Source organism: Sphingomonas sp., from assembly GCF_048595155.1.
Classification (GTDB): domain Bacteria; phylum Pseudomonadota; class Alphaproteobacteria; order Sphingomonadales; family Sphingomonadaceae; genus Sphingomonas_I.
Genome location: NZ_JBMDXN010000103.1, coordinates 21,838 through 33,897, shown reverse-complemented (window position 1 = coordinate 33,897; position 12,060 = coordinate 21,838). Strand labels below are relative to the sequence as shown.

Annotated in this window: 10 protein-coding genes; all 10 read left to right on the top strand. The window is 64.1% G+C overall.

The features are described from left to right. Nucleotides 1-365 (top strand): type VI secretion system accessory protein TagJ (locus tag ACOJSI_RS16195; RefSeq protein ID WP_420139339.1); only part of this gene is annotated, 365 nt, incomplete at its 5' end. Next, on the top strand, nucleotides 362-793 hold the full coding sequence (tssE, locus tag ACOJSI_RS16190) for a type VI secretion system baseplate subunit TssE (RefSeq protein ID WP_420139338.1): 432 nt from the start codon (nucleotides 362-364) through the stop codon (nucleotides 791-793). The genes ACOJSI_RS16195 and tssE, both read left to right, overlap by 4 nt. Continuing rightward, entirely contained in the window at nucleotides 793-2,607 is a 1,815-nt protein-coding gene (gene tssF / locus ACOJSI_RS16185; RefSeq protein ID WP_420139337.1) for a type VI secretion system baseplate subunit TssF, read from the top strand. The genes tssE and tssF overlap by 1 nt, the downstream gene beginning before the upstream one ends. Continuing rightward, nucleotides 2,562-3,602 carry a type VI secretion system baseplate subunit TssG gene (gene tssG, locus ACOJSI_RS16180; protein ID WP_420139336.1) on the top strand — a complete coding sequence of 347 codons (1,041 nt, stop codon included), beginning with the start codon at nucleotides 2,562-2,564 and terminating at the stop codon, nucleotides 3,600-3,602. The genes tssF and tssG overlap by 46 nt, the downstream gene beginning before the upstream one ends. A gap of 316 nt (nucleotides 3,603-3,918) precedes the next feature. Continuing rightward, nucleotides 3,919-6,528, top strand: coding sequence for a type VI secretion system ATPase TssH (gene tssH, locus ACOJSI_RS16175; RefSeq protein ID WP_420139335.1), 2,610 nt, complete (start codon nucleotides 3,919-3,921; stop codon nucleotides 6,526-6,528). Nucleotides 6,529-6,596: 68 nt separating this feature from the next. Then, nucleotides 6,597-7,088, top strand: coding sequence for an Hcp family type VI secretion system effector (locus ACOJSI_RS16170; RefSeq protein ID WP_420139334.1), 492 nt, complete (start codon nucleotides 6,597-6,599; stop codon nucleotides 7,086-7,088). A gap of 92 nt (nucleotides 7,089-7,180) precedes the next feature. Next, nucleotides 7,181-9,637, top strand: coding sequence for a type VI secretion system tip protein TssI/VgrG (tssI, locus tag ACOJSI_RS16165; RefSeq protein WP_420139333.1), 2,457 nt, complete (start codon nucleotides 7,181-7,183; stop codon nucleotides 9,635-9,637). Between the two features lie 10 nt (nucleotides 9,638-9,647). Beyond that, nucleotides 9,648-9,896: a hypothetical protein gene (locus ACOJSI_RS16160; RefSeq protein WP_420139332.1), complete on the top strand. Its 249-nt coding sequence runs from the start codon at nucleotides 9,648-9,650 to the stop codon at nucleotides 9,894-9,896. A gap of 17 nt (nucleotides 9,897-9,913) precedes the next feature. Next, nucleotides 9,914-10,447, top strand: coding sequence for a hypothetical protein (locus ACOJSI_RS16155; RefSeq protein ID WP_420139331.1), 534 nt, complete (start codon nucleotides 9,914-9,916; stop codon nucleotides 10,445-10,447). 174 nt (nucleotides 10,448-10,621) lie between these two features. After that, nucleotides 10,622-12,049, top strand: a complete 1,428-nt coding sequence (tagH, locus tag ACOJSI_RS16150; RefSeq protein ID WP_420139330.1) for a type VI secretion system-associated FHA domain protein TagH — start codon at nucleotides 10,622-10,624, stop codon at nucleotides 12,047-12,049. The last annotated feature ends 11 nt before the right edge of the window (nucleotides 12,050-12,060 follow it).

The window sequence follows — 12,060 nt, the reverse complement described above, 5'->3', positions numbered from 1 at the left end:
CTTTCACCGGGCTGCGCGACGGCGACGATCGCACGGCCGAGGTGCTGGAGGTGCTGACCACGACCGGCAAATATGTATGGGTTTCGCTCGCGCAGATCGCCCATCTGAAGCTGGTGACGCCGGAGCGCCCGCGCGATCTGGTCTGGCGCCAGGCCGAGCTGGAGGTGCGTGGCGGCCCGAACGGCGTGGTCTACCTGCCGGCCGTTTATTTCGCGACCTCGATGAGCGATGCTCAGCGGCTTGGCCGCGAAACCGACTGGGTCGAGCAGGGCGCGCAAACGGTCGGCATTGGCCTGCGGACGTTCCTGATCGGCGAAGATGCCGTCGCGCTGGGCGAGTTTACGGAGCTGGTGGTCGCCGAATGACCGCGTCGCTGCTCGATAAACTGGTTGAAAGCGAGGATCGGCGCAGCCCGGTCGCGCAGCTGCGCGCCAGCCTGTGCCGGGACCTGGAAGCCATGCTCAACAGCCGGCGGCGGCTGTTGTCGTGGCCGTCCGAGCTAGAGGAGCTGGATCGCAGCCTGCTCAATTACGGGCTCGACGATCTCGTCAACGAAACGCTCACCGCCGACGAATTCCGGACCCGCTTCATCGAGGATGTCGAACGTCTGCTGCGGCGGCTGGAACCGCGCATCGGCCGGTTCGAAGTCAATCTGCTGCCCAACAAGGACGAGCTCGACCGGACCTTGCGCCTCCGCATCAGCGGCGTGGTGACATTGGACGGCGAGCGGCAGGAATTGATGTTCGACAGCCACCTCGATCCCATCCGCTCTTATCTAGTGATGCACAGCTGATGTTCGACGACATCCTGCCTTATTATAATAGCGAACTGCGGTTCATGCGGGACATGGCCAAGGCGTTTGCCGAGGCCAATCCGAAGATCGCCGGCCGGCTGCGCATTGCCGGCGACCAGATTGACGACCCGCATGTCGCCCGCCTGATCGAAGGATTTGCGTTCCTGAATGCGCGCACGCGCATGAAGCTGGACGATGATTTTCCCGAGCTGACGACGGCGCTGCTCGACCTGCTCTATCCGCATTATCTGCGGCCCTTTCCGTCGATGGCGATCATGCAGCTGACGCCGCAGACCGGATTGCAGACCCAGGCGATCGTGCCCGCCGGCGCCGAGTTGATGACCGAGCCGGTCGGCGGCGAACCGGTCCGGTTCCGCACAGGCTATCCGGTCGAGATGTGGCCGGTCCGCTTGACCAAGGCGGCCATGTCCGGGCTGCCGTTGCTGGCGCCGCAAAATCGGCATGCGGCCGCCGCCCGGGGCGTGTTGCGGCTGACGCTCGAGACGACCATTCCCGATCTGACCTTCGCTAAGCTGGGCCTGGACAGGCTGCGCTTCTACATCGCGTCGCCGGCGCGCACCGCCAACATGCTGTATGAGCTGATCACCGGCGGCACGCTCTCCGTTGCGGTGGCGGACGACGCCGCCGACCCGCAGCCGGTGATCCTGCCGCCCGACACGATCCGGCCGGTCGGCTTTACGGAGGACGAAGTATTGGTGCCGCTGGGACCGGCCAGCGACCCCGCCCATGCGCTGATGACCGAATATTTCGGTTTTGCGGAGAAGTTCCTGTTCTTCGACCTGACCGGGCTGGACGCCAAGACACTGCGCGATGGTGGACGGACGATCGACGTGTTCCTGTACCTCGACCGGTTCGACGCCGCGTTGGAGCGGCAGGTCAGTGCAAGCGACTTCCGGCTGTTCGCGACACCGGTGGTCAATCTGTTCCGGCAGCAGGCGGAGCCGGTGCGGCTGATGCCTGGCCGGTACGAACATCGCATCATCCCCGATGCACGCCGCGAAGCGACGACCGAAGTCTATTCGGTCGACAAGCTCAGCGTGGCGGATCGCGGCGGTACGGCCCAGCCCTATTTTCCCTTCTACGCGATGGGCGGCGGCCGCAATGAAGGGCATCGCTATTGGCGGTTGACCCGCCGGGCGGCAACGACACGGTCGGGCGGCGATGACGTATTCCTGTCGACGGTGGACAGCAAAGGCGTCCATGTCGCCGACGCCGACCATGTGGCGTCGATCACGCTGACCTGCACCAACCGCAACCTGGCGGCGGATCTGCCGCGCGGGGACGGGCGGCCGCGGCTGACCATGCTGACATCGGGCGGGCAAGTGGATCGCGCGACGTTCCTGACCGCGCCGACGCACACGCAACGGCCGGAACGCGGGCATGGTGCGCTGTGGCGGCTTATCTCGCATCTGTCGCTCAACCATATGAGCATCGCCGATCCGGCGCTGGCGATCGATCTGGTGCGAGAGTTGCTGGCGCTGCATGACAGCCCGGCCGGCGCCGAAGGCCGGCGCGCGGCGGAACGGCTGCGGGCTGTCCACACGCGTCCCGCCACCGCGCGCGCGCCGGCGGCCGGGCGGATCGCCTTTGTCGGTGGCACCGAGATCACGCTGGAGTTCGAAGACCGGCGCCTGTCGGGATCGGGCGTATTCCTGCTCGGCGCGCTGCTGGACCGGGTGTTCGCATCGATGGCAGCGATCAACAGCTTCAGCCGCACCACGCTCATGCTCAAAGGGGAGAAGGATCCATGGCAGCGCTGGAACGCGCGCACGGGCACGCGGGCGCTGCTCTGACGCCTGCCAGCGGGCGTGCATTGGCCCGCGCGGAATTCTTCCAGACCGTTCGCCTCATCCTTGCCGCCACCGGGCGCGGGGTGGGCGACGATACGCGCGCGGATGCCGAGCCGATCCGGTTCCGGGTGATGGACGGCATGCGCCATCCCGATACGGAGATCCTCGCGCTGGAGCGGCCGGCGCCGGAGGGGCCGGTGGAGATGACGATCGCGCCGATGGGCCTGACCGGCCCGATGGGGGTGATGCCGGATCATTATTCCGACCTGGTGGTCAATCAACGCCGCGCGCGGGACGAGGCGCTCGCCCGCTTCCTGGACCTGTTCAATCATCGCGCCATCAGCCTGTTCTATCGCGCCTGGGCCAAATATCGCCTGCCGGTCCAGTTCGAGGAGAATGGCGGCGCCTTCTCCGATCCGTTCAGCCAGGCGCTCGCGGCACTCGCCGGCATCGCCCGGCTGGACGCGCCGGACACGCTGGCGGCGGCAGGGTCGCTCGCGCGGCGCGTGCGTTCGCCGGGCTCGCTGCGCCGGATCGTCGCGGCGATGTTCACCATGCCGGTTGAGGTGATCGAGCTGCAATCCCGCTGGATCCGGATCGAGCCGGGCGAACGGACCCGACTGGGATCCGGTTTCCAGCCCCGGGGGCATTATGCCTCGCTCGGCACCAATGCGGTGCTGGGCGAGACCGTGCCGGACGTGACCGGCCGGTTCCGCATCCGCATCGGCCCGCTGGACTGGCCGTCCTTCCAGGCCTTTTTCGAGGCGGACGGGCTGCGAAAGCGGCTGACCGAAGCGGTTCGCTTCGCGATCGGCGGGACCATCGATTTCGACATTCAGCTGGTGCTGCGGGCAGATCAGGTGCCGCCGATCACGCTGGCGGCAAAGGGCGCTCCGATGCTGTCGCGCACCGGGTGGCTGTTGGCCGGACCGGCGAAGAAGGATCGCGACGATGCCGTTCTGCCCGCCATGAGCCGGGCCGGAAGCGGGATAAGATGAACCGTGACGGATCGATTCCTGCGACGAACGGTTTAAACGCAGGTTAACAAATCTTGGGGCGATTCTTCTTGGGATTGACGCCGGTTACAGCCGCGGGTCCTTCTGCGGTGGAACATCAGGATGCGTGTCCGATCGGGGACGACCCGAATCGGATGGTCGTGCCAGCGGCTTCCGGCAGGAAGACGTTGCGCCTGCGGTTCGCGATACCGGACGTCACACATACCGAGCAGGACGAAGGCTATGACAGCGCGGGGCCCTGCGCTGACGACGCCGGATCAACGCCGTCAAACGATACCGGCATCTTGGGGGAATGTGCATGAATCTGAAGGCGCTGGTCGCACGGCTGGATGCTGGCAGCCGTGAGGCATTGGAGGGGGCGGTCGCAAGCGCGATGTCCCGCACCAATTATGACGCCGAATTGGAACATTGGCTGCTGAAGCTGGTCGAGCGCGACGATCCCGATCTGCATGCGGTGCTCAGCCATTTCGAGGTGGATAGCGGGCGACTGGCGGCGGAACTGAACCGCACGCTCGATCGCCTGCGGACCGGCAACGGCCGCCCGCCGGCGTTGTCGCCCCGGATCGTGCGGCTGGCGCGCGAAGCCTGGCTGTTCGCATCGGTGGAGCAAGGCGAGGCGGTGGTTCGGCCGAGCCACCTGCTCGCGGCGCTGCTGGCCGATCGGGACATGGGCAGTGCGATGCGCGAGGCCGCATCGCAGCTCAGCAAGATCGATGCAGAGATACTCGCCGGTAACTTCACCGCGATCGCGGGGGAAGGGGCGGGGCAGCCCGCCGCAGCGGGAGGCGAGCCTGGCGCACCGGCAGCCGTGCCCGCAATGGGCAAGGGCAAGGCGCTCGATACCTATTGTATCGACCTGACGGCGCAGGCGCGCGAAGGCCGGATCGATCCGGTGATCGGCCGCGACAGCGAGATTCGCCAGGTGATCGATATCCTGACGCGTCGCCGCCAGAACAACCCGATCCTGACCGGCGAGGCGGGCGTGGGGAAAACCGCGGTGGTCGAGGGCTTTGCGCTGCGGATCGTGGCGGAGGACGTGCCGCCGGCGCTGCGTGGCGTGCGCCTGCTGAGCCTGGACATGGGTCTGTTGCAGGCGGGCGCGGGTGTGCGCGGCGAGTTCGAAAACCGCCTGAAGCAGGTGATCGAGGAAGCGAAAAATTCGCCTACGCCGATCATCATGTTCATCGACGAGGCGCACAGCCTGATTGGCGCGGGCGGCCAGGAAGGCCAGGGAGACGCCGCCAACCTGCTGAAGCCCGCACTTGCGCGTGGTGAATTGCGCACGGTCGCGGCGACCACCTGGGCCGAATATAAAAAATATTTCGAGAAGGATGCCGCGCTGACCCGGCGCTTCCAGGTCGTGAAGGTCGACGAGCCGGATGAAGGCAAGGCGATCGAGATGATGCGCGGTCTGGTGGCGACGCTGGAGAAGCACCACAAGGTGCGCATCCTGGACGAGGCGGTGGTCGCCTCCGTCCGCCTGTCGCATCGTTATATTTTCGGACGGCAGTTGCCCGATAAATCGATCAGCCTGCTGGATACGGCGGCGGCACGTGTGGCGATGAGCCAGACGTCGACGCCGGCCGCGATCGAGAATGCCAGCCGGCGGATCGACGCGCTGACCGTAGAGCGCGACATTCTGTCGCGCGAAACCAGCGCGGGCGCGTCCGAACATGGGGCGCGCATGGCTGCGATCGAGGAAGAGCTGGCGCAGACGATTACTAGCCGTGACGAACTGACGGCGCGCTACGAACAGGAAAAGGCGCTGGTCGACGCGATCGGCTCCGCCCGGGAGGCTTTGACCGGGCCGGATGCAACGGACGCGCTGCGCGCAGAACTGAAAACCAAGCAGGACGAGCTTGCAGCTTTGCAGGGCGAGCGGCCGATGGTGTTCCATGTCGTCGATCGCCACGCCGTCGCCGACGTGGTGGCGCTGTGGACGGGTGTTCCGGTCGGCCGAATGGTATCGGACGAGCTTCGCGGCGTTCTGGAGCTGGAGGCGCAGATCGGGCGACGCATCCGCGGCCAGGATCAGGCGCTGAGCGTGATCGGCGATGCGATCCGGACATCCCGCGCCGGGTTGACCGATGCGCGCAAGCCCACCGGCGTGTTCCTGATGGTCGGCGTGTCCGGCGTCGGCAAGACCGAAACGGCCTTGACGCTGGCCGACATGTTCTATGGCGGCGCGCAGAATTTGACCGTCATCAACATGAGCGAGTTCAAGGAGGAGCATAAGGTCTCGATGCTCCTCGGTGCGCCTCCGGGTTATGTCGGTTACGGCGAAGGCGGGGTGTTGACCGAGGCGGTGCGGCGCAAGCCGTTCAGCGTGGTACTGCTGGACGAAATGGAAAAGGCGCATCCCGGCGTCCAGGATGTCTTCTACCAATTGTTCGACAAGGGCATGATCAAGGACGGGCAGGGTCGCGATGTCGACTTCCGCAACGCCATGCTGATCATGACGTCCAATGCCGGCTCCGATCTGATCGAGAAATTGTGTGCGGATCCGGAGACGATGCCAGATGCAGCCGGCCTTGCCGATGCGCTGCGGCCAGAGCTGCTGAAGCATTTCAAGCCGGCTTTTCTGGGCCGGGTCACCGTTATTCCCTACTTCCCGCTGAAGCCCGAAATCCTGCGCGAAATCGTGGGGCTGGCGCTTGGCCGACTCGGGGAGCGGGTCCGCGACAGTTACGCCGCGGAACTGACATGGGATGATGCGACGGTCGATGCGATCGCGTCGCGCTGCACTGAAGCACAAAGTGGTGCTCGCAACGTCGAAGCGGTCATCGCCGGAGGGATAGCGCCGCGGCTGGCAGGTCTTTTGCTGCAGCGCAGACAAGATGGGGAAAGTGTTGAAAAGATTGAGCTCAAAGCCGACGCCCAAAGGGAGGTAGAAATTAATTTGAGCTAGTATTATTAGAACCGTAGCGCATGTTCGTGCGTTTCGGACCCGTAGCAGTTCGTTCGAGGGAGATTGTTATGCCTGTGTATTTGAAGCTTGGTAACCTTAAGGGTGCTGCCACGTCGTCGCAGTACAAGGATTGGATCGAAGTTGATTCGTACAGCTGGGGCTTCTCAGTTGCGGTCCAGACGACGTCGGGCGCGTCCGGCAACCGTGTTTCGTCGGGTAAGGTTACGCCAGGCGATCTGCATCTCACGAAGAAGCAGGACGATTCGACCACGCAGTTCATGATCCAGTCGCTGCAGGGCAAGAATACCGAAAACGCGACTCTTGCCGTCACCCGTCAGGCTTCTGATGGTGGTGAGCAGAAGTATATGGAATATACGCTTTCCAACGTGATTTGCTCGTCCTTCACCACGTCGGGTACTTCGGCCAGCGGTTCGCAGCCGAACGAGAACATCACGCTGAACTTCACGTCGGTCCAGATCAACCAGTTCCTGACCGATGCTGCCGGCAATGAGCGCGCCGTTCGCGGTGGCGTGGACTTCCAGCAGAACAAGTCCCTCTAACGCTATGGTTGGCCGGCCATGCGCGTGCATGGCCGGTTCGACCGTTGAGGTGCTTGTTCGTCGGGCACGGCCCGAATTAACTGGAGCATAAGGTGGCGCGTTTTCCCAATCGGTTTCTTCACCTGATCGAAGCCCCGGGGAGCGTCGACAATTACAAGCTGTTCCGCATGGACGGGACAGAGAAGCTTTCCGAACCTTTTTCGTTCGAGTTGACGATCCGATCGCAAGGCCAAGTTCCCAAAGCGGAATCCTGGATCGGCGCACCCATCACATTTTCGTTCGGGCAGACCGATGGTGCCGAGCGCATCATCAACGGGCGCTGCTCCGACTTCCGTCATCTTCACGAAAAAGGCAGCTACGTCGAATTCTTCATTCGCGTGCAACCCGCCTTCGAGGCGTTGAAGATGACCCGCGATCGGCGCATCTTCAACGACAAGAGCGCCAAGCAGGTGGTCGAGACCGTCTTGGGCGAGCACAATATCGCCTTTGACGATTCCAAGTGGGGCAATTCGCCCACGCGATCCTACATCGTGCAGCATGACGAGAGCGACTTCGCGCTGGTCAACCGGATGATGGAGGACGAAGGCGTCTTCTATTATTTCAAATATGACGAAGGTGCCGCCCCCTATAAGCATCGCATGATCATGGCCGGCGATCCGTCCGGCTATTATGATGGCGAGCCGTTCGAGGTTTCCTTCCGGCGCGATCACCTGACACGCGGGCTCAATTCGCTGCAAATGGGCTATACGTCGGCGCCGTCGAAGGTCGTCACGCACGATTATAATTACAAACAGCCCGGTGAGCTGACGCCCGTCACGGCGCCATCCCGCCTGAGCTGGGCCGAGAAGAAGGGCCAGGTGTTCCAGTGGGGCGCGGGCTATAAGGATCCGGGCGGCGGCCAATCGCGCGCAAACCTGCGCGTCGAGGGGGCCGAAAGCGGATCCGTGAATATGAAGGGGCAGGGTACTTATTCGGCCTTTGCCCCCGGCGCGCGCTTCAGTGTCAACGATCAGCGGCTGGAACCGTGGGAGCGGCGCATCGTCGTCAGCGGCGTGCGTCATTCCGTGTTCGATCCGTATGCGTCGGACGAAGGCGAGCCTTATTATAAGCAGCAGTTCGAGGCGCATCCGAGCGCGCAGCCGTTCCGGCCGCCGCAATCGACGCCGCGCGCGATCAGCCCCGGACCGCAGACGGCGGTGGTGCTGGATCAGAATGACGGCAAGGGCCTCGGTCGCGTCAAGGTGCGCTTCCATTGGGATCATAGCGGCCATTCCAGCTGCTGGGTGCGCGTGCTGCAGCAATGGGGCGGCAACCAGATCGGATCGCAGTTCATCCCGCGGCCGGGCATGGAAGTGCTGGTCGACTTCATCGATGGACGCGCGGACAATCCGGTCGTCATCGGCTGCTTGTACAATGGCAAGAACAAGCATGGCTTCGATCTGCCCGCCAACCTGACGCAAGCCGGCTGGCGCACGTCGGGCGAGGGCGGCAAGACCAACCATCTGCTGTTCGAAGACAAAAGCGGGGGCGAGAAGGTCGATCTGCTCGCCGGGCGCGATTTCGTGCGCACGGTCAATCGGCATGAGAGCGTGTCGATCAAGGAGCATCTGGAGATCGCGGCCAAGGCGATCGACATTGCCGCGACCGAGAGCATCGTGCTGCATGTCGGCGGCAGCAAGATCACGATCACGTCGAGCGGCGTGTGGATCGATGCCGACAAGATTCAGCTGAATAGCGGTGGCGCGCCCAACACGTTCACGCCGCAAATCCAGCCAGCGCTTCCGGCGCCGACCGGAGCAACCAGCGTAGGCGCGGCATCGAGCCTGGCCGGGGGGGGGGGATCCGGACCGTCTTCCTCTTCAGGTGGCGGATCGGGTGGGGCTGCGGCGAACCCCGGTGGCAGCAGCGGTGGTGGCGGGGGCGGCGGTGGTGGCGGCGGCCTCGGCGGCGGCACGCCCAAATCGGAAGCGTTGGCCAAGTCGATCACGAAAGCAGGCGGGACCGGAACGCAGGCGGACGTCGATGCCGTTGTCGGCGAGCTCAAGAAGATGCCTGAGCCCGCGCTTCAGATGCTGAAGGACAATAAGGTCGATGTCATCGCCGCGCGCGGATCGGTAACGGATTTTGCGAGCGAGTTGAAAGGCGTGAAGCCGCGCGGGTGGCCGCCCGGAAGTTCGTGGGACAATGTGCCTGGCGCGTTCATGCCCGATCGTAATGCTGTCGTGATCGGAACGACCGGAGACGCGACCACCCGCAGCATCCCGCTGACCGGCAATGGCCATGGCTCCGAAAATCTGGTCGTGCATGAGGTGACGCATGCCGTGGACAAATATGCCGGCGCCGCGCGCAATTCGCAGAGCCCCGACTTCGTGGCGGCGCGGTTGAAGGATGTCGGCGTGCTGCCGAGCTATGAAACGCAACCGGGCGTTGCCGGGTTGTCGGAAACATATGCGGAAAGCGCGGCACGCGCGTACGGAGGCTCACATGGTTCGATCGTCACGCCGGCATTGGATTCTTATTGGGCCGCTCATCCTCTCGGCGGCAAGTAGCTGTCACGCGGTGAACAAGGGAAAGGCGGCGAAGGTGGATCAGGCGCAGAAGGAGCAACAGGAGGAGACGATCGGTGTCGCCACGCGCGAGGCGGACGGCACCTATGTCTTGCAGCTGCGTGCGACGTCCGGCAGCGGCGCCATTGGCCAATCGCTGATGCGCTATAAGCGCGGCGACAAGGGGTATGACGAGGTCGCCAAGCATGTCGGCCCGGTTCCGGTCGGCAAATGGGTGCCGGTCAAGCCTTTCCCGGAATAACCATTCTACGCCAAGCAGTGGAGATCGATGAAGGGATGTGGCGCCCGCGTTCCATTTGGATGCCCATGATAGCAGCGCTGCTTCAGCTGCCGCAGGCCGCGCACGCTACGCCCGATGGCGCGCTGGTGGAGGATGTAGCTGGAATCGCCAACCAGGTGAGCGCGATGCGCAGCTGGGATCGCGCCTCGGTTGAGCGCCTCATCGGCCATAAACTGGATCTGCGAGACGGAGATGGACCCTTCGCATTTTTCGTCGCGTCCAACGTTCGTATCGGCCGTTTGCGTGTGGACGTTGATTTTCGTTGGCCGCGTCCAAACAGCGGCGCCAAAGCGGGGGCCTTGCTAGCGTTCGATTTACGCGCTGGTTGCCCGTCCCGCAAGAACGTGCTGGCCCGTTTTGGTCCGCTGACGCTGACCGACGTGCCCCATGGCCATAGCTTGGACGAGCTCAGCTACTGGTCGCGCGTCTCCAGTAACTACAAATTATCATTCGGATTTCCTGAGCGTGCGCCAGAATGCCTGGCGGGATTTGTTTTTGATCACGAACGGTGAGCCCAAGGGGCCGGCTGGCATGCCGATTAACCGCCCAACAGGATATTTGATGCAGCGTCTTTCCGGACACGGAACGAATGATCGCGATCTGGCTTGATGCACTACAACGGTAGCGCGGTTTAGCGTCCGTTCACATGTGGCTGAAAAAGAGGTCGGCGTGTGCTGCGACTGAGATTGTTTCGAAAGGATGATCCAACCAATCAGTTGGACAGCCGCGCACTGGATGATGGCGAAATCTCGATCGGGCGAGACAGCAAGGCGGATTGGCAGGTAGCCGATCCGGATCGGGTGGTATCGCGCAAGCATCTGGTGATCTCCAGCCGTGGCGGGCTGGTCACGTTGCGCGACACGAGCGCGAATGGTGTTTTTCTGGGAAGCCCCCGTCAGCGCGTCGATCGCGACCGGGCGATCCCGGTCGGCCGCGGCGAAGCGATCCAGTTCGGCAATTACCTGCTGGTCGTCGAGGAAGAACGCGCCGGCTCGGCCAAGCCGGTGGCGACGAACGATGATGCCGTATCGCCCTTTCGCCGCATCGATGAATCCAAGGAAGAGACCAAGGCGCGCAAGAGCAAGCCGTTCGATAGCGCGCTCAAGGTCGATCCGCTCAGCGAGCGCGGACCGGTCCCCAATGAAGATGCGTGGGATCGCCCACCGGACGCGCCGGCCGGTAGCTGGAAACCCACATCTCCCCATCGCCAGCCCGATCATTCGTCGCTGATCGGATCGGAGCGGGAATGGCAGGAGCCGGCACCTCAGCCGGTCGAGGCGGGCTATGGCTTCGATGCGCCCTTCAACCGCCCGATCCTGGAACAGCCCAAGGTGCCGAGCCAGTCGGCGGCGATCCCGTCCGACTGGATGGATCCCAAGCCCAAGAAGGCGCCGGAACCCGTTGTCGCGAGCAAGGCCGCTGCGCCGAGCGAAGCCGCCGCCGATCCGATCCTGCCGCCGCAGCCGGAAGCACCGGTTGCGCGTCCCAAGAAGAAGGCGGCCGAGCCGCCCCAGGCCGTCGATAGCGACGCTTTGTTCGATCACTTCTGCGCGGGCGCGGGGATCGATCCCAATTCCTTCGCGGGCGAGGATCGGCGCGCGCTGATGGAGCGGCTGGGCGGTGTCTATCGCCAATCGGTGCTGGGCATTGCCGACCTGATGCAGGAGCGGACAGCGCTGCGGAACGAATATCGGATGGTCCGCACCACGGTGCAGCCGCAGGGCAATAATCCGTTCAAGTGGGTGCCGCCGCAGCGAATCGCGGTCGAATTGCTGCGCGGCGACGGCAGCGGCTATACGACCGGCGAGCGCGCGCTCAACGAGGCCTTGCGGGACGTGAAGGCGCATCTGCTGTGCATGCTGGCGGGGATGCGCAGCGCCCTGGCCGCCACTTTCCAGGCGCTGTCGCCGAAGGAGATTGAGAGCCAGATCGGCGATCGCAATTTCCTGATCAAGGCGCAGCGCGATGCCGCCTTGTGGGCCGGCTATGTCGAGATTGCGGAGCGGCTGCGGGCGGAGGCGGACGACAGTGCGGACGGGATGATCAACCGCGCCTTTCGGCGCGCCTATGAGGCGCAGGCCGAGGAATTGGGCGACAGCAAACAATGGCAATAAGATCGGCAGCA

What these genes read in the sequence shown, in the direction of transcription:
- tssE (WP_420139338.1), top strand. Translation starts at nt 362, where the DNA reads ATGACCGCGTCGCTGCTCGATAAACTGGTTGAAAGCGAGGATCGGCGC.
- tssF (WP_420139337.1), top strand. Translation starts at nt 793, where the DNA reads ATGTTCGACGACATCCTGCCTTATTATAATAGCGAACTGCGGTTCATG.
- tssG (WP_420139336.1), top strand. Translation starts at nt 2,562, where the DNA reads ATGGCAGCGCTGGAACGCGCGCACGGGCACGCGGGCGCTGCTCTGACG.
- tssH (WP_420139335.1), top strand. Translation starts at nt 3,919, where the DNA reads ATGAATCTGAAGGCGCTGGTCGCACGGCTGGATGCTGGCAGCCGTGAG.
- ACOJSI_RS16170 (WP_420139334.1), top strand. Translation starts at nt 6,597, where the DNA reads ATGCCTGTGTATTTGAAGCTTGGTAACCTTAAGGGTGCTGCCACGTCG.